Annotated in this window: 16 protein-coding genes and 1 riboswitch; of the genes, 7 read left to right on the top strand and 9 right to left on the bottom strand. The window is 71.6% G+C overall.

The window, feature by feature from the left end:
* Window positions 1-74: 74 nt before the first annotated feature.
* From HCJ93_RS26340 to HCJ93_RS26330, 3 genes are all read right to left on the bottom strand, one after another.
* A complete protein-coding gene (locus HCJ93_RS26340) occupies window positions 75-770 on the bottom strand; it encodes a response regulator (RefSeq protein WP_167998322.1) in 696 nt (231 codons plus the stop codon).
* Window positions 767-2,440, bottom strand: a complete 1,674-nt coding sequence (locus tag HCJ93_RS26335) for a sensor histidine kinase (protein ID WP_167998321.1) — start codon at window positions 2,438-2,440, stop codon at window positions 767-769. The genes HCJ93_RS26340 and HCJ93_RS26335 overlap by 4 nt, the downstream gene beginning before the upstream one ends.
* A 150-nt stretch (window positions 2,441-2,590) precedes the next feature.
* Window positions 2,591-3,529 carry a ferredoxin family protein gene (locus HCJ93_RS26330; protein WP_167998320.1) on the bottom strand — a complete coding sequence of 313 codons (939 nt, stop codon included), beginning with the start codon at window positions 3,527-3,529 and terminating at the stop codon, window positions 2,591-2,593.
* Window positions 3,530-3,977: 448 nt separating this feature from the next.
* Here HCJ93_RS26330 and HCJ93_RS26325 point away from each other — a divergent pair, with 448 nt between their 5' ends.
* The gene (locus tag HCJ93_RS26325; protein WP_167998319.1) at window positions 3,978-4,214 is read left to right on the top strand and encodes a hypothetical protein; all 237 of its coding nucleotides are present in this window, start codon (window positions 3,978-3,980) and stop codon (window positions 4,212-4,214) included.
* Between the two features lie 121 nt (window positions 4,215-4,335).
* Here the strand turns inward: HCJ93_RS26325 and HCJ93_RS26320 are convergent, their stop codons facing one another.
* The 4 genes from HCJ93_RS26320 to HCJ93_RS26305 form a co-directional block, all read right to left on the bottom strand.
* A complete protein-coding gene (locus tag HCJ93_RS26320; RefSeq protein ID WP_167998318.1) occupies window positions 4,336-5,763 on the bottom strand; it encodes a GH1 family beta-glucosidase in 1,428 nt (475 codons plus the stop codon).
* 126 nt (window positions 5,764-5,889) lie between these two features.
* Window positions 5,890-6,834, bottom strand: coding sequence for a carbohydrate ABC transporter permease (locus HCJ93_RS26315; protein ID WP_167998317.1), 945 nt, complete (start codon window positions 6,832-6,834; stop codon window positions 5,890-5,892).
* Between the two features lie 12 nt (window positions 6,835-6,846).
* A complete protein-coding gene (locus HCJ93_RS26310) occupies window positions 6,847-7,845 on the bottom strand; it encodes a carbohydrate ABC transporter permease (RefSeq protein WP_167998316.1) in 999 nt (332 codons plus the stop codon).
* A gap of 194 nt (window positions 7,846-8,039) precedes the next feature.
* Window positions 8,040-9,350: an ABC transporter substrate-binding protein gene (locus tag HCJ93_RS26305; RefSeq protein ID WP_167998315.1), complete on the bottom strand. Its 1,311-nt coding sequence runs from the start codon at window positions 9,348-9,350 to the stop codon at window positions 8,040-8,042.
* 322 nt (window positions 9,351-9,672) lie between these two features.
* Here HCJ93_RS26305 and HCJ93_RS26300 point away from each other — a divergent pair, with 322 nt between their 5' ends.
* Entirely contained in the window at window positions 9,673-10,686 is a 1,014-nt protein-coding gene (locus HCJ93_RS26300; RefSeq protein WP_167998314.1) for a LacI family DNA-binding transcriptional regulator, read from the top strand.
* Between the two features lie 89 nt (window positions 10,687-10,775).
* On the opposite strand, the gene HCJ93_RS26295 is transcribed toward HCJ93_RS26300, so the two are convergent.
* Complete coding sequence (locus tag HCJ93_RS26295; protein ID WP_167998313.1) at window positions 10,776-11,333, bottom strand: DUF6082 family protein; 558 nt, start codon at window positions 11,331-11,333, stop codon at window positions 10,776-10,778.
* A gap of 318 nt (window positions 11,334-11,651) precedes the next feature.
* Here HCJ93_RS26295 and HCJ93_RS26290 point away from each other — a divergent pair, with 318 nt between their 5' ends.
* Window positions 11,652-12,770: a CobW family GTP-binding protein gene (locus HCJ93_RS26290; RefSeq protein WP_167998312.1), complete on the top strand. Its 1,119-nt coding sequence runs from the start codon at window positions 11,652-11,654 to the stop codon at window positions 12,768-12,770.
* A 181-nt stretch (window positions 12,771-12,951) separates the two neighbouring features.
* On the opposite strand, the gene HCJ93_RS26285 is transcribed toward HCJ93_RS26290, so the two are convergent.
* Entirely contained in the window at window positions 12,952-15,411 is a 2,460-nt protein-coding gene (locus HCJ93_RS26285; protein ID WP_167998311.1) for a DNA gyrase/topoisomerase IV subunit A, read from the bottom strand.
* A gap of 520 nt (window positions 15,412-15,931) precedes the next feature.
* Here HCJ93_RS26285 and HCJ93_RS26280 point away from each other — a divergent pair.
* From HCJ93_RS26280 to HCJ93_RS26265, 4 genes are all read left to right on the top strand, one after another.
* Window positions 15,932-17,311 (top strand): M16 family metallopeptidase, encoded by a 1,380-nt coding sequence (locus tag HCJ93_RS26280; protein ID WP_167998310.1) that lies wholly within the window; start codon window positions 15,932-15,934, stop codon window positions 17,309-17,311.
* Complete coding sequence (locus tag HCJ93_RS26275; RefSeq protein ID WP_167998309.1) at window positions 17,308-18,696, top strand: M16 family metallopeptidase; 1,389 nt, start codon at window positions 17,308-17,310, stop codon at window positions 18,694-18,696. Before HCJ93_RS26280 ends, HCJ93_RS26275 begins: the two co-directional genes overlap by 4 nt.
* 345 nt (window positions 18,697-19,041) lie before the next feature.
* Window positions 19,042-19,207, top strand: a riboswitch (cyclic di-AMP (ydaO/yuaA leader).
* Between the two features lie 12 nt (window positions 19,208-19,219).
* The gene (locus tag HCJ93_RS26270) at window positions 19,220-19,993 is read left to right on the top strand and encodes a M23 family metallopeptidase (protein ID WP_167998308.1); all 774 of its coding nucleotides are present in this window, start codon (window positions 19,220-19,222) and stop codon (window positions 19,991-19,993) included.
* Window positions 19,994-20,208: 215 nt separating this feature from the next.
* Window positions 20,209-20,907: a GntR family transcriptional regulator gene (locus HCJ93_RS26265; protein WP_167998307.1), complete on the top strand. Its 699-nt coding sequence runs from the start codon at window positions 20,209-20,211 to the stop codon at window positions 20,905-20,907.
* The last annotated feature ends 139 nt before the right edge of the window (window positions 20,908-21,046 follow it).

The following is a 21,046-nucleotide window of genomic DNA, read 5'->3' as shown; positions in this document are numbered from 1 at the left end:
GAGGACCGGCACGTCATGGAGACGTCCGGCGCCCCCGTGCGTATGTAGGGAGGGCACGGTTCCTTCCCCCGCCCCTACGGGCCGTGCCCCGAGGCGCGGGTCGCCCACACATAGCGGTGTTCCGGGCGGCCCGCGTCGCCGTACTTCAGCGTCAGCACGGCCCGGCCGGTGCGCTCCAGCAGCTTCAGATAGCGTTGCGCGGTCTGCCGGCTCACCCCCGTGCGCTCGGCGATCTCCTGGGCGGACAGCGGGCCCTCGGCGTTCATCAGCGACCGCCGCACCAGGCCGGCCGTGGTGGGCGAGTGCCCCTTGGGCAGCTGGGGCTCCGCGGAGGCCGACAGGGCGCCGAAGATGCGGTCCACCTCCGCCTGCTCCGCCTCACCGCCGCCGTCCAGCGTCCGCCGCAGCTCCGCGTAGGCCTCCAGCTTGGCGCGCAGCCCCGCGAAGGCGAACGGTTTGACCAGGTACTGCAGCGCACCGTGGCGCATCGCCGCCTGCACCGTGGACACGTCCCGCGCCGCCGTCACCATGATCACGTCGGTCTGGTGGCCGCGCCGGCGTATCTCCCGCACGACCGCGAGCCCCGTGTCGTCCGGCAGGTAGTGGTCCATCAGCACCAGGTCCGGGGCGGGGCGCCGCTCCAGTCCGGCGAGCGCCTCGGCGGCGGAGTGGGCGAGCCCGGTGACATGGAAGCCCGGGACCTTCTCGACATAGGCGGCGTTCACCCGCGCCACCCGGACGTCGTCGTCCACCACCAGGACCTCGATCATCGCGACTCCTCCTCGCCGGCCCCCCGGCCCGTCGTGCCGGAGAGGGCGGGCCGCTGCCCGGTGTCCGTCAGCGCCTCCGGCAGGACCACGGTGAACTCCGCGCCGCCGCCGGGTGCCTCGCCCACGGTCGCGCTGCCCCCCTGCCGTTCGGCGAACCTGCGCACCAGGGAAAGGCCGATACCGCGCTCGCGGTGCTCCGGCGCCCGCTTGGTGGACCAGCCCTCGGTGAACACGAGCTCGCGCTGCTCGGGCGCGATCCCGGGACCGGTGTCGCGCACCACGAGGACCACCGTCCGCCCCTCGGTGCGCAGCTCGATCTCCACCCGCGCCTTCGCAGTGCCCGCGGCGGCGTCCAGGGCGTTGTCCACCAGGTTGCCCGCGACCGTCACCAGCCCCCTGGGGTCGATCAGCCGGTCCGGCAGCCGGGTGCCGTCGGAGACCTTCAGGGCCACCCCGCGCTCGGCGGCGACCGTCGCCTTGCCCACGAGGAGCGCGGCGAGCAGCGGGTCACGGATCCGCTCGGTGACCTGCTCGGCGGTGACCCGGTGATCCCCGACCACCTCGCCGATGAACTCCACGGCCTCCTCGTACATCTCCAGCTCGAGCAGCCCCAGCAGGGTATGCATGTGGTTGGCGTGCTCGTGGTCCTGGGCGCGCAGCGCGTCGATCAGACCGCGGGTCGAGTCCAGCTCCCGGCCCAGCTGGTCCAGCTCGGTTCGGTCGCGCAGGGTGGCCACGGCGCCGCCGTCGCCGGTCGGCATCCGGTTCGCCACCAGCACGCGCTGCCCGCGCACCGTCAGCAGATCGGTGCCCGTCACCCGGCCCGCCAGCACATCGGCGGTGCGGCCCGCGCCGAGCGCCTCGTCCGGGGTGCGGCCCACGGCCTCGCCGCCGATGTCCAGCAGCCGCTGCGCCTCGTCGTTCAGCAGGCGGATGCGCCCGGCGCGGTCCAGCGCGACCACGCCCTCCCGGATGCCGTGCAGCATGGCCTCCCGCTCGGCCAGCAGGGCCGCGATGTCGGAGAAGGCCAGATCACGGGTCTGCCGCTGCACCCGCCGGGAGATCAGCCACGCGGCGAGCGCGCCGACGGCCAGCGCGCCGCCCGCATAGGCGAGCAGCTCCGGGATCGCCTGGATGAGCCGGGCCCGCACACTGTCGTAGGCGATGCCGACCGAGACCGCCCCGACGATCTCGCCGCTGTCGTCGCGCAGCGGCACCTTGCCCCGTGCGGAGCGCCCCAGGGTGCCCTCGTCGATCTCCATGACCTCGTGACCGGCCAGGGCCCTGCCCGGGTCGGTCGAGACATGCCCGCCGATCCTGCGCGGGTCGGTGTGCGACCAGCGCACCCCGCGCGTGTCCAGGACCACCACGTACTCGGCCCCGGTGGTCCTGCGGACCCGTTCCGCCTCCCGCTGCACAGGACCGTCCGGCGACGGGGGAGTGCTGCGCAGGTCCTCGGCGATCCGGTCCTGCTCGGCCGTGGTCTGCGCGATCGCCAGCGCGCGGCGCATGGCCTGGTCGTCCAGCTGGTCGCCGAGCGGCGCGAGGAACAGCCCGGTCGCCAGCACCGCGACTCCCGCGGCGATCGCCAGCTGCATCAGCAGCACCTGGGAGAACACCCGCCGGGGCAGTCCCAGACGCAGCCGGCGGGCGGGGGCGGTGGCGCTCATACCCAAGACCGTACGTGCGCGGCCGCGGACCGCCGCAGCGGTGTGGCGCGGATCTCGCCCGGCGTCCGCATGTCCGACGCCTGCATGCCCGACGCCGCATGCCCGGCACTCGCACGCCGACCGCGAGCGTCCCCGGCCTGAGCCCCCTGCTCAGCTCGCCAGCGCCGTCATCGTCAGCTCGTGCAGCGCGACCACGTCCATGCGCGCGGGCGAGCCCAGCACGGAACCGCAGCTCTCCTGGCGCGGCGGCAGGGATGCCCCCTGGGCCACCTCGACCAGCCACCGGCGACCGTCGGCGTGGGCGACGGTCACCTGCCAGCGCGGGGCCGCGCCGTCCGTTCGCACCACGCGCAGCGCCTCGGCCGCGTACTCGCCCGCCGCCTCGCGCACCGCCAGCTCCGCAGCCTGGCCGGGACGCTCCCAGGCGGAGCTGCCGCGGCAGCCGTCCACCACGACCCTGCCCTGCCGTGCCGCGTGCAGGACCTCCTTGACGCCGTGGGCCTCGGCCCTGCCGTAGGCATAGCCGTACGGCAGCACCAGCACCGTCGGTGAGAAGCGGTGCCCGCCGAGATGGGTCACCTCCCAGACCCCGTCGACGCCGGAGGCGGAGAGTTCGGCCGCCAGCGGACGCCCGAGCAGGGCGCAGCAGCGGTCGCGTTTGCCGTTGGTGCAGACGAGGGCCAGCGGATCGCCCTCGTGCGGCCGGCCGCCGAGTGCCGAGCCGAACCCGGCGTGCTCGCCCCGGCCGAGCGCGGCGAAGTCGAGGCCGAGGAGCTGACGGGGGTCCGTGGTGGTGGCGGCGTGCAGCCATACGTTCCCCGGGACGATGTGGGCCGCATACACCCGGCGGGCGGCCGGAGTGTGGAAGTCCGCGTGCCGTCCGGGGCGGCGGATCAGCGCGACGCGCACCCCGGTGCCCTGTGCGGCCGCCTCCAGGGCCCGCCCCAGAGCCGGGTCGAGGTGGCTCGACGTCAGCGCCTTGGCACCCCAGGGCCCGGGCTGCTCCAGCAGCAGCCAGGTCCTCGCGGTCGCCGCGGTACCCGCGACGGGCTCGTCGAGCTCACGGGAGACGGTTGAGCACCTACTCACAGAGGTGAGCCTAACCTGACTTCTTCAGGAGTGCTCAGATACCCCACCCGTGCCGCGTCCGGGGCGCGCGGTGGCTGCGCGCGCGGGGCGCAGTGGCGGGCGAGACGGCGTGACGGGGTGCTGCGCCGGACCCCAGCCCGCATGAGCGCCGTCCCGTCGAGCCGCACGCCGGCTGACGCACCATCCGTCGCGAACTCCGGATCCTGCGCGATCACTTGGCTCCTGAGCCCGCGTACCAGGCTGCCGGTCGAGGTCAGGCCCTTCGGGTCAGAACACGGTCTTCTACCCGCTAATCTGTGTCGCCATGCCCCTGCTCGTGCAGAGGGCGAGCTACTGCCATGCGTCTGCACGTGTGAACCCCTCGGCGTGCATCCAGCGGCACATGGGTTCGCGGTGCCTCCGCTGGCTAGATTGCGCCTCAGCTCACGCTCCAAGCAAAAGGACCCCCATGAAGATCATCCGCCGTCTCGGCGTCGCCCCCCGTTTCCGTGGAAGTGTCAATGGTGGGACGTGTCCCGACGTTTTCGAGCTGGCGAACGGGGATTTCGCGGTCATCGGCACGGACATGACCGACACGCTCGAGGCTGAACTGCCCTCGGACGCGGCTCGCGCCGACTACGAACGCATTGTCGTGGTCTCCCGGGAAACGCTCGTCAAGGCGAAGGCCGACATCCCGGACGTCTAGCGAGGGCTCATCCGACGGTCCTGCATCTGGAGCGGAGCCTCGCCGGCGGGCGGGTCCCGGCGCGGCGGCCCGACGGCCCGCCGCGCCGGTGTCACTGCATGACGACGGCGTCCCGTCCCGGTCAGACGGCCGGCAGCACGCCCGTCCGTGCGACCTCCGAGTACCAGCGGGCGCTGGCCTTGGGGATGCGCTTGCCGGTCGGGTAGTCCACGTAGACGGCGCCGAAGCGCTTGCTGTAGCCGTGGGCCCACTCGAAGTTGTCCAGCAGCGACCACAGGAAGTAGCCGCGGACGTCCACGCCGTCGGTGATCGCCCGGTGGACGGCGGCCAGGTGGTCGCGGACGTAGGCGATCCTGGCGGGGTCGTTGACCTGGCCCAGCGGGTCGGCGTAGTCGTCGAAGGCCGCTCCGTTCTCGGTGATGACGAGAGGCAGCCCGGGGAAGTCGGACGCCAGCCGGCGCAGCAGGTCGTACAGGCCGCTGGCGTCGATGGCCCAGCCCATGGCGGTCCGCTCGCCCGGCGGCTGGTGGAAGGCGACGTTGTCGGCGCCCGGCCAGGGACTGTGGGCGCTGTTGCCGTGCCCGTCCGCGTTGTGGGTGCCGGTGCCGTCGGCCTCCGAGACGACGGTCGGGGTGTAGTAGTTGACGCCGAGGAAGTCGAGCGGCTGGTGGATCCGGCCGAGGTCGCCGTCCTGGACGAAGGACCAGTCGGTCAGGGAGGCGGTGTCCTTCAGCAGGTCCTCCGGGTAGGCACCCTGCAGCATCGGGCCGGTGAAGACCCGGTTGGCCAGGGCGTCGATGCGGCGCACCGCCTCGGCGTCCGCCTCGCTGCCGGTGAGCGGGCGGACGTGGTGGATGTTGAGCGTCACCGAGCACTGGGCGTCGGCGGGCAGCCGGTCGCGCAGCGCCTGGACCGCGAGACCGTGCCCGAGGTTGAGGTGGTGGGCGGCGCGCAGCGCGGCGACCGGGTCGGTGCGGCCGGGGGCGTGCACCCCGGAGCCGTAGCCGAGGAAGGCGCTGCACCAGGGCTCGTTGAGGGTGGTCCAGGTCTTCACCCGGTCGCCGAGCGCTTCCGCGGCGAGTGAGGCGTACTCGGCGAAGCGTTCGGCGGTCGCGCGCTCGGGCCAGCCGCCGGCGTCCTCCAGGTCCTGCGGCAGGTCCCAGTGGTAGAGGGTGGCGACCGGCTGGATGCCCTTGTCCAGCAGTTCGTCGACGAGGCGCCGGTAGAAGTCCAGGCCGCGCTGCACGGCAGGACCGCGGCCGGTGGGCTGGATCCTGGGCCAGGCCAGGGAGAACCGGTAGGCACCGAGGCCGAGTTCGGACATCAGGGCCACGTCCTCGCGCCAGCGGTGGTAGTGGTCGGTGGCGATGTCGCCGGTGTCGCCGTTGCGGACCCGGCCGGGGGTTCGGGCGTAGGTGTCCCAGATGGACGGTGTGCGGCCGTCCTCGGTGGCGGCCCCCTCGATCTGGTAGGCGGCGGTGGCCGAACCCCAGAGGAAGTTCTTCGGGAAGGTACGGGCGGCGGCCGTGGACTGCTGTGCGTTTACCACGTGGGTCCTCTCCAACGGGACTCGTTGCGCGGGAGTGCGCAGGCGGAGGGAAGGCGTCGAGCGACGCAGGGACAAGAGGGAGGTGGCCCGGCGGGGCAGGTGCGCCGGGCCGGTATGGGGGGCGGGTCAGCCCTTGACGGCGCCGGACATGATGCCGCTGACGATCTGGCGTCCGAAGACGACGAACATCGCCAGCAGCGGCAGCGTGCCGAGCAGCGCGCCCGCCATGATCAGTGACTGGTCGCGGACATAGCCCGCGCTGAGCTGGGTGAGGGCGACCGGGACGGTCGGGTTGGTCATGTCGAGCACCACGAACGGCCAGAAGAAGTCGTTCCAGGCGTGCACGAACGTGATCATGAACAGGACCGCCATCGCCGGCCGGGCGACCGGCAGCACGATGCTCCAGAAGATGCGCAGCGAGTGCGCCCCGTCCACCCGTCCGGCCTCGACGAGTTCGTCGGGCAGCGCCTCGGAGAGGTACTGCCGCATGAAGAACACGCCGACCGCGCTCACCAGCGTGGGGAAGATGACGGCGGGCAGCTGCTGCGACCAGCCGAGCTCCGACATCATCATGAACAGCGGCACCACACCGAGCTGCGGCGGCACCATCATGGTGCCGATCACCAGCATCAGCAGGGCGTTGCGGCCCTTGAACCGCAGCTTGGCGAAGGCGAAGCCGGCCAGCGTGGCGAACAGGACCGTGGACAGGGCGATCACCCCGGCCACGATGAAGCTGTTGATCATCGCCTTGCCCATGGCCGCCTCGTCCCAGGCGCGGGCGAGGTTGCTGAACAGGTTCGGGCCGGGCAGGAACGGCGGCGGGGTCTGGCTGACCCGGGTGTTGTCGGTGGAGGCCGCCACCATGGTCCAGTAGAGCGGGAAGATCGACAGCAGCGCCATGATGCCGAGCAGGACATAGGCGAGCGGCCCGGCGTGATGCTGGCGTCCGGCGCGCTGGCGCAGCAGCCGGCGGCCGGGGACGCGGGTGCGGCCGGGGCCGGGACGGGCGGGCCGGCCGGCGTCGGTCCGGGCCGGGGTGTCCGTCCGGGCCGGGAGGCTGTGAGTGGTCATGGCGACTCCAGGTCAGGACGTACGGGAGCGCAGCCGCTTGATCAGGCGCTGCACCACGAAGACGAGGATGAGGAGCAGGAACATCGCCCAGGCGACGGTCGCCGCGCGGCCCATCTGGTAGTTCTTCCAGCCCTCTTCGTAGAGCAGCAGGCCCAGCGTCTGGTACTGGTTGTCCGCGCCGCCGGTGATGCCGTTCGGGCCCTGGCCGAAGATCAGCGGCTCGCCGAACAGCTGGGTGGCACCGATCGTGGAGAGCACGATGGTGAAGACGATCGTGGACCGGATGCCGGGCACCGTGACATGGATGAACTGCTGCCAGCGGGAGGCGCCGTCCAGGGAGGCGGCCTCGTAGCGGTCGGCCGGGATGGCCTGCATGGCGGCCAGGTAGAGCAGCGCGTTGTAGCCGGTCCAGCGCCAGATCACGATGGTGGAGATGGCGATCTGGGCGGGCCACTTGTCGTGCTCCCAGTTCACCGGGTCCAGGCCGATCGAGCCGAGCGCCCAGTTCACCATGCCGAAGTCGCGTTCGAAGATCATGGTGAAGACGAGCGCGGCGGCGCCGACCGAGGTGGCGTAGGGGACGAGCGACGCGACGCGGAAGAACAGCGAGGCCCGCATGCGGTAGTTGAGCAGATGCGCGATGCCGAGGGCCATCAGCAGCTGGGGGACGGTGGAGATGATCCCGATGGTGATGGTGTTCGCCAGCGCGTTCCAGAACCGCTCGTCACCCCACAGCTCGACGTAGTTGTCGAACGCCACCCACTCCATCACGTCCAGCGTGGCCAGTTCGACGCGGTTCAGTGAGATGTACGAGGTGTAGACGAGCGGGTAGAAGCTGAACGCCGCGAAGATCACGAAGAACGGGGCGACGAACGCGTACGGCGCGCCCTTGATGTCGAGCTTGTGCAGCAGGGCGCCGAGCCGTCGCCGTTCGGTGCCGGTGCCGCCCGTCCGGGGGGCGGGGCCGGGGGACTCGCCGCCGGCCGGGGCATGGGTGGTGGAGATGGCCACCGGACTTCCTTCCTGAGAACAGAGATGGGGGAGCCGGGCCGGGGCCGTGGGTGCGTCGTCCCGCGCCGGGACGGTGCGCGCTGCTCAGACGGCAGGCGTCCGGGCCGGAGGGCGTCCGGGCCGGAGACGGTCTCCGGTCGGATCGCCCGGTCGGCGGATGCGGGACGACGCGCCCACGGCCGTGGGCCCGCAGGTCAGCCGACGGCCTTCTCGATGCGCTCCATGGTGGTGGCCCATGCCTTGTCGCGCGCGGTGCCCTGCTCCACGAGGGCCAGGCCCTGCGAGAAGATGTCCTTGATCGTGCCGTCCTTGCGGCCGAGGACCTGCTTGTCCGGGATCTCCTGTGCGGCGGCGCCGAAGATCTGGCCGATGGGGGCGTCGCTGAAGTACTCCGACTTGGCGTTGGTCACGTCGGGAGCCTTCAGCGCCTTCTCGGAGGACGGGATGTTGCCGAGCTCCTTGAAGATGTGCGCCTGCTGCTCCGGAGCGGTCAGCCAGGCGACCAGCTTCTTGGCCTCCTCCTTGACCGGGCTGTCCTCGATGACGCCGAGGAACGACCCGCCCCAGTTGGCGCCCTTGGGCGCCCGGGCCACGTCCCACTTGCCCTTGTTCTTGTCACCGGCCTTCTCGGAGATGTGGCTCAGCATCCAGGCCGGGCAGACCGCGGTCGCGAAGGTGCCGTTGGACAGACCCGGGTCCCAGCCCGGCTGGAACTGACGGAGCTTGGCCGTCAGACCCTCCTCGGCGGCGTCGGAGGACAGGGTCCAGGCCTCCTTCACCACCGGGTTCTTGTCGTGGATCAGGTCGCCCTTCTCGTTGTAGTACTGCTCGGAGTGGCCGTAGACCATGGCGTTGAACAGGCCGCTGGCCGAGTCGGTGAAGGCCACCTTGCCGCCCTTGAAGTTCTTCTTGAAGGTGCGGCCGACCTCGACGTACTTGCTCCAGTCGCCCTCCCAGAGCTTGCCGACCTCCTCGCGGTCGGTGGGCAGTCCGGCCTTCTCGAAGTAGTCCTTGCGGTAGCAGACCGCCATGGGGCCGATGTCGGTGCCCAGACCGAGCACCTTGCCGTCCGAGGTGGTGATCTGGGACTGCTTCCAGGGCAGGAAGTGGTCGGTGCCCGTCATGCCGGAGAAGTCGGCGAACTTGTCCGCCTGGGTCTCGGTGATCTCCTTGGCCCTGGCTATCTCGATGCCCTGGATGTCCTTCAGGCCCTTGCCCGCGGCGAGCCTGGTCTGCAGCGCGGTGTAGTACGTCTGCTCGTCGCCGGCGATCTCCGCCTTGATGTCGACGCCGGGGTTCTCCTTCTCGTACCGCTCCAGGAGCCCCGTCTCCTCGATGCCCATGACCCCGAACAGGCCCATGGTGATGGTGACTTTGCCGTCCTTCTTGCTGCCGCCGGTGACCGATTCGCCGCCGCCTCCGCAGGCGGCGACCAGGGTCAGTGCGCCGGCGGCGGCGAGTGCCGCCACCGTCCTCTTCGATCGCAGCAGACCGGGGTTCTTCATGCATCTCCTCCTAGCGGCGGCGCTGACACATCGGAGTGGCGCGACTGCGGTGGGCACAGCGATGGCTACAGCGGCTCTGAAGACATGGGGGTGGTAACGTTCCCAACGGGCGATGGGAACGTGCCCATCGCTGAACGGAAGACTCACGGCAGGTCCGCGATATGTCAATGACTTGAACAAAAAGACGCTAGATTACTTTTGGGTAACTTCAGGCTCTTTATGGCGTTTGCCCTGGTGGGTGACCGGCTCCCACACGCGTCTGCCACAATCGTCACCGTCCGTACCGCGGCCGCTGTGCCGCGCACACGGGGAGGGGGAGCACATGTCCGGCAAGCGCCGGCCCACCATCAAGACGGTCGCCGCCCGTGCGGGCGTGGGCCGGACCACGGTCTCCCGCGTGGTCAACGGCTCCGACCTGGTGAGCGACGAGGCGCGGGCGCGCGTCCTGGCCGCCATCAAAGAGTTGAACTACGTCCCGAACTCGGTCGCCCGCGGGCTGGTCACGAACCGCACCAACGCCGTCGCCCTGGTGATCCCCGAGTCGGAGAGCCGGCTCGGTTCCGAACCGTTCTTCGCCGGGCTGATCCGCGGCGTCAGCGGCGCCCTCGCCGAGAGCGGAACGCAGCTGCAGCTGATGCTGGTGCGCGACCGGGCCGAGCGCGACCGGCTCACCGAGTCGATGGCGGAGCGCCGGGTGGACGGTGTGCTGCTGGTCTCCGTGCACTCCGAGGACCCTCTCCCCAGCAGGCTCGAGGAGATGGGCCTGCCCACCGTGCTCGCCGGCCGGCGCGACGACAGCGAGCAGCTCAGCTACGTCAACTGCGACAACACCGGGGGAGCGACCGAGGCGGTCCGCCATCTGCTGCGCAGGGGCCGGACCAGGATCGCCACCATCACCGGTCCCCTGGACATGGACGTGAGCCGCAGCCGGCTGGCCGGCTGGCGCTCCGCCCATGAGGAGGCCGGGCTGGCGGCGGACGAGTCGCTCATCCAGGCCGCCGACTTCACGGAGGAGGGCGGTGGCCGGGCGATGCGTTCACTGCTTGAACGGCACCCCGACCTCGACGCCGTGTTCGCCGGTTCCGACCTGATGGCGGTCGGTGCGCTGGCCGAACTGCGGCGGCAGGGACGCCGGGTGCCCGACGAGGTCGCGGTGGTGGGATTCGAGGACTCCGTCCTCGCCCGCCACACCAACCCGCCGCTGACGACGGTGCGCCAGCCGGTCGAGGAACTCGGGCGTCACATGGCCCGGATCCTCACCGAGATCACGCAGCGGGGTGCGTGCAGGCAGCAGTTGACGCTGCCCGTGGAACTGGTGGTGCGTGAGTCGTCCTGAAGCGGAGCCGGTGGTGGGCGAGTCGCCCTGGGCGGGGCGGGCGAGGCGACGCTGGGCGTCAGCCGCCGACGGAGCGTCTGAAGGATCGTTCATTCGTCGGCAGGCGGCAGTCCCACCACCCACCACTCCTCGGTGTCCGCCTCGTCGAGCTGGGCGAGCAACTGGTCGACGAGTGCGCCGAGTTCCGCCTCCTCGCTTCCGGTGGCGCTGGCGCGCTGTTCCCGGGTGGCCTCCCAGTACTCCCTGACGATCGGGTTCTGGAACGTGCCTCGTGCGTACTGGAGGAACTCCTCGCGGGTGAGGTTTCCGATGCGGTGGTAGCAGAGCAGGTTCGTGTAGAGGGCGTTGGCGAACAGGTACTGGCGCCGTCGCTGAGGGCTGACCGGCAGGCTGTAGATGTCCAGGACCTCCGCCAGGTCCGGGTCGTCGATCGCCTTGCTCAGCAACTCCCAGTGCTGACGCTGCTGCCAGGCCAGATTGGACCGCTGCTGCGCTCGTGCCTGCTCCTCCAGTTCCTCCACACGCCGGCGCATTGCCTCCATGGCGTGGCGTTGGGCGGCGATGGCCGCGAGCGCACCCGAGGCCATGAGCAGTGCGCCCGCGGCGGCGGAGCGCAGCATCTGAAACCCCACGTTCTGTGTGGCCATGTCAAAAACCCCCGATCAGGCGGCCGTCCGCCGGTCGTCGGATGCAGGGTGGGCGGGCAGGACCGGCGAGCGATGGGCGGCGCTTGCCACCTTCCAGGGTGCCGAGCGGCTCTGATCGGCAGGAAGGCGGAGAGGAGGCGCACGGATGGATGCGAGGGTCGCACAATCCGGCTCCTGCCCAACGTCTGCCCAGTAAATGCTGCTAACAATCGTTCACTGCGCCGCTGTTCTTACGGCTCGTATCCTGGGGCGTCAGTCAATCCTGAAGCTTTTGCGCCGGTTCGGCGCCGGTGCGCGCGTAGGTGGAAGAGGGGTCGCATGGTGGAGGAGCGGAGCAGCGGTCGGCAGATTCCGGTCGTGGTCCTGGCCGGGTTCCTCGGCTCCGGGAAGACCACGCTGCTCAACCATCTTCTCCACCACAGCGGCGGGAGCCGCGTCGGCGCCCTGGTGAACGACTTCGGGGCCATCGAGATCGACGCCATGGCGGTGGCCGGTGCGCTCGGGGACTCGACCGTCTCGCTCGGCAACGGCTGCCTGTGCTGCGCCGTCGACGGCAGCGAACTGGACACCTACCTCGAACGCCTGGCCCGCCCCGCGCTCGGGACCGACGTGATCGTGATCGAGGCCAGCGGCCTGGCCGAGCCGCAGGAGCTGGTGAGGATGGTGCTCGCCAGCGACCACCCCGGCATCGTCTACGGCGGTCTGGTGGAGGTCGTGGACGCCGCCGAGTTCGACGAGACCCGCGCCCGGCACCCGGAGATCGACCGGCACCTCGCACTCGCCGATCTGGTCGTGGTGAACAAGCTCGACCGGGCGGCGGAAGCGGACCGCGTCCTCGGACTCGTCCGTTCGCTGACCGACCGCGCACCCGTGGTGCCCGCCACCTACGGCCGCATCGACCCCGAGTTCCTCTTCGACTGCCGGCCCGCGGCCGAGCGCATCGGGCAGCTCTCCTTCGACGACCTCGGCCGGGAGGAGGACGGCGGGCACGATCACGCCGGGCATCTGCACACGGAGTACGACAGCGTGTCCTTCGTCTCCGGCGCGCCGCTCGATCCGCGGCGGACCATGGACTTCCTGGACAGCCGGCCCGAGGGGCTGTACCGGATCAAGGGGTGCATCGACTTCGGGCCGTACGACACCCGCAACCGCTACCAGGTGCACGCGGTCGGGCGGTTCCTGCGCTTCTACCCGGAGCCCTGGCCGGACGGTGCGGAGCGGCTCACCCAGCTCGTGCTGATCGGCACCGGCATCGACGCCGGTGCTCTGCGCAAGGGCCTGGAGGGGTGCGTGAGCGACACCCTCCAGGCGGATGAGCGCGGCATGTGGGGCGTGCTGCGGTACGTGCAGGGGCCGGAGGACGGCCGGGCACCGGAGGAGCCCGGCGCGGAGCCCGAGGACGACTGGGAAGCGGCGGAACCGGGTGAGCCGGCCTGAGATCCGAGGAGGCCGGGGGCGGCGAGGAGGCAACCCGGGATGACCGGCTGGACCGGCTGACCGACCCCGGGGGGCTGGGCGACCCGGCCGACCCGTGCCAGACGAGCCGGACCGGCCGGCACAGAGCGCTTCCTCGCCCTGCGCGGCCGGTCCGCCTCGTCGCCTTCTCGGTCCGCGGGCCCTACTGCACGGGGCCCGCGATCACTGCCACCGTCTTGCCCAGGGACGTGCCCGAACCGTCACGGCGCGGGTCCGGCTCCGGCAGGGGCACCGGGGAGCCGTTCTTCTGGGCCGCGCGGGCCGGGGCGGCGCCCGCCCAGGCCAGGGAGAGGCAGTCCTCGCCCTTGAGGAACCGCTGGCAGCGGACACCGCCGGTGGCGCGGCCCTTGCGCGGGAACTGGTCGAACGGGGTCAGCTTGGCCGTGGTCTGCACCGAGTCGTCGAGCGTGCCGCGGGAGCCCGCGACGGTGAACACCACCGCGTCCTGCGCCGGGTCGACGGCGGTGAAGCTGATGACCCGCGCGCCCTGGCCGAGCTTGATGCCCGCCACGCCGCTCGCCTGGCGGCCCTGCGGACGCACCTGGGAGGCCTGGAACCGCAGCAGCTGGGCGTCGTCGGTGATGAAGACCAGGTCCTCCTCACCGGTGCGCAGCTCGGTCGCGCCGACGATCCGGTCGCCCTCCTTGAGGGTGATGACCTCCAGCTCGTCCTTGCTGGCCGGGTAGTCCGGCACAACGCGCTTGACCACGCCCTGCTCCGTGCCCAGCGCCAGGCCCGGCGAGGACTCGTCGAGGGTGGTCAGGCACAGCACCTCCTCGTCGTCCGCGAGCGAGACGAACTCCGCGAGCGGCGCCCCGCCGGAGAGGTTCGGGGTGGCCATGTCCTCGGGCAGCTGCGGCAGATCGACCACGTCGAGGCGGAGCAGGCGGCCCGCCGAGGTGACCACACCGACCTCGCCGCGCGCCGTGGCCGGCACCGCCGAGACGATCACGTCGTGCTTGACCCGCTTGGCGCCCGCGTCCGCCGGGAACGGGCGGTCGTTCGCCGTGCGGGCCAGCAGACCGGTCGAGGACAGCAGCACCCGGCACGGGTCGTCCGCCACCTGCAGCGGCACCGAGGCGGACGGGGTGGCGGCCGACTCCAGCAGCAGCGTGCGCCGGTCGTCGCCGAACTTCTTCGCCACCGCGGCCAGTTCGGCCGAGACCAGCTTGCGCAGCTCCGCGTCCGACTCCAGGATCCGGGTCAGCTCCCCGATCTCCGCGGTCAGCCGCTCCTTCTCCGCCTCCAGCTCGATCCGGTCGTACTTGGTCAGGCGGCGCAGCGGCGTGTCGAGGATGTACTGGGTCTGGACGTCGCTCAGCCCGAACCGCTCGATCAGGCGCTCCTTGGCCTGCGCGGAGTTCTCGCTGGAGCGGATCAGGCGGATGACCTCGTCGATGTCCACCAGGGCGGTGAGCAGACCCTCGACCAGGTGCAGCCGGTCCCGCTTCTTGCCGCGGCGGAACTCCGAGCGGCGGCGCACCACGTCGAAGCGGTGGTCGAGGTAGACCTCCAGCAGCTCCTTCAGGCCCAGGGTGAGCGGCTGGCCGTCCACCAGGGCCACGTTGTTGATGCCGAAGGACTCCTCCATCGGCGTCAGCTTGTACAGCTGCTCCAGGACCGCCTCCGGCACGAAGCCGTTCTTGATCTCGATGACCAGGCGCAGCCCGTGCTCGCGGTCGGTGAGGTCCTTGACGTCCGCGATGCCCTGCAGCTTCTTGGCGTTCACCAGATCCTTGATCTTGGCGATCACCTTCTCCGGGCCGACCGTGAACGGCAGCTCGGTGACGACCAGGCCCTTGCGGCGCGGGGTCACGTTCTCGATGCTGACCGTGGCACGGATCTTGAAGCTGCCGCGGCCCGTCTCGTAGGCGTCGCGGATCCCGGACAGGCCGACGATCCGGCCGCCCGTGGGCAGGTCGGGGCCGGGGACGTGCTTCATCAGGGCGTCGAGGTCGGCGTTCGGATGCCGGATCAGATGGCGGGCGGCCGCGATCACCTCGCGCAGGTTGTGCGGCGGCATGTTGGTGGCCATGCCGACGGCGATGCCCGAGGCGCCGTTGACCAGAAGGTTCGGGAAGGCGGCGGGCAGGGCGACCGGCTCGCGCTCCTGGCCGTCGTAGTTGGGCACGAAGTCGACGGTGTCCTCGTCGATGGACTCCGTCATCAGGCCCGTGGCCTCGGTCATCCGGCACTCGGTGTACCGCATGGCGGCGGGCGGGTCGTCGTTGCCCAGCGAGCCGAAGTTGCCGTGGCCGTCCACCAGCGGCACCCGCATGGAGAAGGGCTGCGCCATGCGTACCAGGGCGTCGTAGATGGACGCGTCACCGTGCGGGTGCAGCTTGCCCATGACCTCGCCGACGACGCGGGCGCACTTCACATAGCCGCGGTCGGGGCGCAGCCCCATCTCGTTCATCTGGTAGACGATGCGGCGGTGCACCGGCTTGAGCCCGTCGCGCGCGTCCGGCAGGGCGCGGGAGTAGATGACCGAGTACGCGTACTCGAGGAAGGAGCCCTGCATCTCGTCGACGACGTCGATGTCGAGGATCTTCTCCTCGTACGGCTCGTCGGGCGGCGGGGTCTTCGTGCTGCGGCGGGCCATCGCTGCCGGCTCCTCTTGTTCTGGTCACTCGGGCGTATGACGGATCTGTCGCGGACCATTGTGGACCGCCGTACTGACAACCGGGACGCAGGACCCGGCTGAGGCCGCCCGGCACGAGCGGGGACGGCGGCGCGAGAAGAGTACGCGCACCGGTGGTACGCGCGTGAGCGCGGCACCGGTTCACCCCGCCCGGGCGGCACGGGCACGGCCGTGCAGGGGACCGCTCTGCGGCTCCGGCGCGGGCGGCAGGGCCCGGCGGTGCCCACTCGGTGGCGCCGACCCGGTGGTCCCGCCCCGGTGGTCCGGGCGGTGCGGGCGCCCGCGTCCCCGGTGTGCCGGTCCAGGCGTCCCGGTGCTCCCGGCCGTCACTTCCGCACCGCGCTCACCGCGGCCTGCTCGCTCTGGGCGAATCCGTGCCGCCGTGGGAACGGCACCGGCTTCCCGCGCGCTTGCATACAGTGGCAGGACCGGCAGAAACGGCGGTCCGGCACGTACCGCCTCCGCGATCGAAGGGACGTACATGCCCATGGGTCACACGGCCACAGCCCAGGCAGGCTCCGGCGGCCTGACAGCGACCGAGCACCGCCTGGCCAACGGTCTGCGCGTGGTGCTCTCCGAGGACCACCTGACCCCTGTGGCAGCGGTGTGCCTCTGGTACGACGTCGGTTCACGCCACGAGGTCAAGGGACGCACCGGCCTGGCTCACCTTTTCGAGCACTTGATGTTCCAGGGTTCCGCCCAGGTGAAGGGCAACGGGCACTTCGAGCTGGTCCAGGGCGCCGGCGGTTCCCTGAACGGCACGACCAGCTTCGAGCGGACCAACTACTTCGAGACCATGCCCGCCCACCAGCTGGAGCTCGCCCTCTGGCTGGAGGCCGACCGCATGGGCTCCCTGCTGGCCGCCCTGGACGAGGAGTCCATGGAGAACCAGCGGGACGTCGTCAAGAACGAACGCCGCCAGCGCTACGACAACGTTCCCTACGGCACGGCCTTCGAGAAGCTGACCGCCCTCGCCTACCCGGAGGGCCACCCCTACCACCACACGCCCATCGGCTCCATGGCCGACCTGGACGCGGCCACGCTCGAGGACGCCCGCCAGTTCTTCCGCACCTACTACGCGCCGAACAACGCGGTGCTCTCCGTGGTCGGCGACATCGACCCCGAGCAGACGCTGGCCTGGATCGAGAAGTACTTCGGCTCCATCCCCGCGCACGACGGCAAGCCCGAGCCCCGCGACGGCTCGCTGCCCGACGTGATCGGCAAGGAGCTGCGCGAGGTGGTCGAGGAGGAGGTCCCCGCGCGTGCGCTGATGGCCGCCTACCGGCTGCCCCATGACGGCACCCGGGAGTGCGACGCCGCCGACCTGGCGCTCACCGTCCTCGGCGGCGGCGAGTCCTCCCGCCTGTACAACCGGCTGGTGCGGCGCGACCGCACGGCCGTGGCGGCCGGCTTCGGCCTGCTGCGGCTGGCCGGCGCGCCCTCGCTCGGCTGGCTGGACGTGAAGACCTCCGGCGACGTGGAGGTGCCGGTGATCGAGGCCGCCGTCGACGAGGAGCTGGCCCGGTTCGCCGAGCACGGCCCCACGCCCGAGGAGATGGAGCGCGCCCAGGCCCAGCTGGAGCGCGAATGGCTGGACCGGCTGGGCACGGTCGCCGGCCGGGCCGACGAACTGTGCCGCTACGCCGTCCTCTTCGGCGACCCGCAGCTCGCCCTGACGGCGGTGCAGCGCGTCCTGGATGTGACGGCCGAGGAGGTCCAGGAGGTCGCCAAGGCCCGCCTGCGGCCGGACAACCGCGCGGTGCTCGTCTACGAGCCCGTCACCGCGGAGGACAGCGCCGAGGGCGCGGAGGAAGCGGCTGCCCTCGCCGGCAGCGACGAGATCGAGGAGGCGGCGAAGTGACCGAGCTCGCCACGATGGAGTTCCACCCCCAGCCGCAGGCGGGCGAGGCCAAGCCGTGGGCGTTCCCGGCCCCCGAGCGCAGCACGCTCGGCAACGGCCTGACCGTGCTGCGCTGCCACCGCCCCGGCCAGCAGGTCGTCGCCGTCGAGGTGCTGCTCGACGCGCCCCTGGACGCCGAGCCGGCCGGCCTGGACGGCGTCGCCACGATCATGGCGCGCGCCTTCTCCGAGGGCACCGACAAGCACTCCGCCGAGGAGTTCGCCGCCGAGCTGGAGCGGGCCGGCGCCACTCTGGACGCGCACGCCGACCACCCGGGCGTCCGCCTGAGCCTGGAGGTGCCCGCCTCCCGGCTGGCCAAGGGCCTGGGCCTGATCGCCGACGCGCTGCGGGCGCCCGCGTTCGCCGACAGCGAGGTCGAACGCCTGGTGCGCAACCGGCTCGACGAGATCCCGCACGAGCTGGCCAACCCCTCCCGCCGCGCCGCCAAGGAGCTCTCCAAGGAGCTGTTCCCGGCCGACTCCCGCATGTCCCGCCCCCGCCAGGGCACCGAGGAGACCGTCGCCGGCATCGACGCCAAGGCCGTGCGCGCCTTCTACGACCGGCACGTCCGCCCCGCCACGGCGACCGTGGTGGTCGTCGGCGACCTCACCGGTATCGACCTCGACGCGCTGCTCGGTGACACGCTGGGCGCCTGGACCGGCTCCGCGGCCCAGCCGCGCCCCGTCCCGCCGGTGATCGCGGACGACACCGGCCGCGTGGTGATCGTGGACCGCCCCGGCGCCGTCCAGACCCAGCTGCTGATCGGCCGCACCGGCCCCGACCGGCACGACCGCGTCTGGCCCGCGCAGGTGCTGGGCACCTACTGCCTCGGCGGCACCCTCACCTCCCGCCTGGACCGCGTGCTGCGCGAGGAGAAGGGCTACACCTACGGCGTCCGGGCGTTCACCCAGGTCCTGCGGTCCACGCCGGAGGGCACCGGCGCCGCGATGCTCGCCATCAGCGGCTCGGTGGACACCCCGAACACCGGCCCCGCGCTGCAGGACCTGTGGACCGTGCTGCGCACCCTCGCCGCGGAGGGGCTCACCGACGCCGAACGGGACGTCGGCGTGCAGAACCTGGTCGGGGTGGCGCCGCTGAAGTACGAGACCGCCGCGGCCGTCGCGAGCACCCTCGCCGACCAGGTCGAGCAGCATCTGCCGGACGACTACCAGGCCGAGCTGTACCGGCAGTTGGCGGCCACCGGCACCGTGGAGGCCACGGCCGCCGTGGTGAACGCCTTCCCGGTGGACCGTCTCGTGACCGTGCTGGTCGGGGACGCGGCGCAGATCAAGGCGCCCGTGGAGGCGCTCGGGATCGGCGACGTCACAGTGGTGAGCGCCGAGTAGGCGGTGGACGCCCGTGCGGGCGGCGAGTTGACGATCCGTCGACAACACCGCCGACACCGCCGACACCGCCGACGCTGCCGGAGCTGCCGCCGCTGACGCGCCGGCGACGCTGACGCGCCGGCGACGCCCGTACGGCCCCCGTCGGACGCCTCCTTGCGGCAGGCGCGGACGAGCCCTGGTGACGGAAACGTCACCAGGGCTCACTTATGCCCGGATTGAGGTGGAGGGGGCCTGTCTGCCCTGTGGGATGCGCTACAAAAACCGGGATCCGTTTGGGAATTGAAACTCGCCCCGTTTAGCGTCATGCGGGCTGTTCGTCAGGCAGTGCGCCGCACCCGCGGCACCGGACAGTCATCGCCGAGTCCCCGTACGGCGCGAGCCAGGGGAGCCGGGGACCCATACGCAGTCCCTGGGGTGAATCGGACGCCCGCGCGCACCGCGAGGGGGTCCGTAGGAGACCTTCCTGCTCCGAACCCGTCAGCTAACCCGGTAGGCGAGAGGGAAGGAAAGGACCAGTCTGTACATGGCGTTCACACGCGCCACGGGCAAGCATCGTCGTCCCAGCCGGATCCAGCGCGGCACCGCGCGTGCCGCGGGCATAGCGGCCCTCACCGGCACCGGCGTCGTCGGTTCGCTCGCCGCTCCCGCCTTCGCCGCCGAGCCCGCCGCGGCGCAGACCGGCCTCACCCCCGTCATCGACATGGGCGACACGGTCGCCGACCGGATCGACGCCCAGGCCGCCGCCCAGCACGAGGCGGCACGCGAGGCCGCCGAGGAGGCGGCTCGCAAGGCCGCCGAGGAGGCCGCCCGCAAGAAGGCGGCCAAGGCGGCTGCCGAGGCCCGGGCCGCCAAGGAGCGCGCCGAGCGCGAGGCCGAGCGCAAGCGCCTCAACACCTTCGTCTCGCCGATCGCCGGCTCCTACGTCTCCACCTCCTACCAGGCCGGCGGCGCCGTCTGGTCCTCCGGCAGCCACACCGGCATCGACTTCCACGCCGCCAGCGGCACCCCCGTCCGGTCGGTCGGCATGGGCACCGTGGTGGAGGCCGGCTGGGGCGGCGCGTACGGCAACCAGGTCGTCATCAAGATGCACGACGGCACCTACACCCAGTACGCCCACCTGTCCTCGATCAGCGTCTCGGTGGGCCAGCAGGTCACCGCGGGCCAGCAGATCGGCAACTCCGGCGCCACTGGCAACGTCACCGGCGCCCACCTGCACTTCGAGGCCCGCACCAGCGCCGAGTACGGGTCCGACATCGACCCGGTCGCCTACCTCCGCGCGCACGGCGTCGAGCTCTGAGAGCGCGCATCCGGCACTCTTCCGTCAGGCCCCGGCTCCCCGAGCCGGGGCCTGACGGCTTCCCCGGGGCAGGCCGCGCCCGGTTGTCGCGCCGGTTGTCCAAAAAACAAGTATGAGTTCCGGCCTGCCGTCGGAAAATCCCCGGGATTGCAATAGAGTCACGAAACAACACGCCCTTCGCCGGCGTGTCACGGGGATTGAGCCGGAGGTCGGTCATGCGTATTCCCGCGCACTCGGTGTGCACGGCGATCCGGGACGACATCGTCGCCGGTGTATTCGAGCGCGGAAGCCGGCTCACCGAAGAACTCCTCGCCCGTCGCTACGGCGTCTCCCGCGTCCCGGTCCGCGAGGCGCTGCGCACCCTGGAGGCCGAGGGCTTCGTGGTGACCCGGCGGCACGCCGGCGCCTGCGTGGCTGAGCCCACCGAGCAGGAGGCCGCCGACCTGCTCGAGATGCGTCTGCTGCTGGAGCCGCTGGGGGCCGCGCGCGCCGCCCAGCGCCGCACGGACGCCCATCTGAAGGTGCTGCGCGGCCTGGTGCGGCTCGGGCGGGAGCGGGCCCGCCGGGGCAGCAGCGATGAACTGCGCTCCCTCGGCAGCTGGTTCCACGAGACGCTCGCCCAGGCCTCCGGCAGCCAGGCGCTGGCCTCGATGCTGACCCAGCTGCGGCACAAGATCGCCTGGATGTACACCCTGGACGCGCCGTCCGACCCGGCGGAGTACTGGGCCGAGCACGGTGCGATCGTGGACGCCGTGGCGCGCGGCGACGTCGAGCGCGCCCGCTCGCTGACCGCGCAGCACACCGAGCGCACCACCGCCGCGCACCGGCTGCGCACGGCCTCGGGCGGCGACCGCGACGGGGAGCCTGTGAGGAAGGCGCAACATGCCGTAAACACGACGAGCGTTCGGAATTAACACGGGAGCCGTATACAAAGAGTGCGGGAAATTCACGGGGGGATTTTTCTGCTGCCCGGAAATCCCGAAAGCGCCGGCGGGGACCGGCTGCCCGGGAAAATGAAAAGTGAGGGGTCCGCCCAGCGGCCGGGCGGACCCC

The sequence above is a fragment of the Streptomyces composti genome, from assembly GCF_012034205.1.
GTDB lineage: Bacteria > Actinomycetota > Actinomycetes > Streptomycetales > Streptomycetaceae > Streptomyces > Streptomyces composti.
Note: the sequence above shows the minus strand (reverse complement) of the source record. Positions and strands in the feature narration are given on the sequence as shown.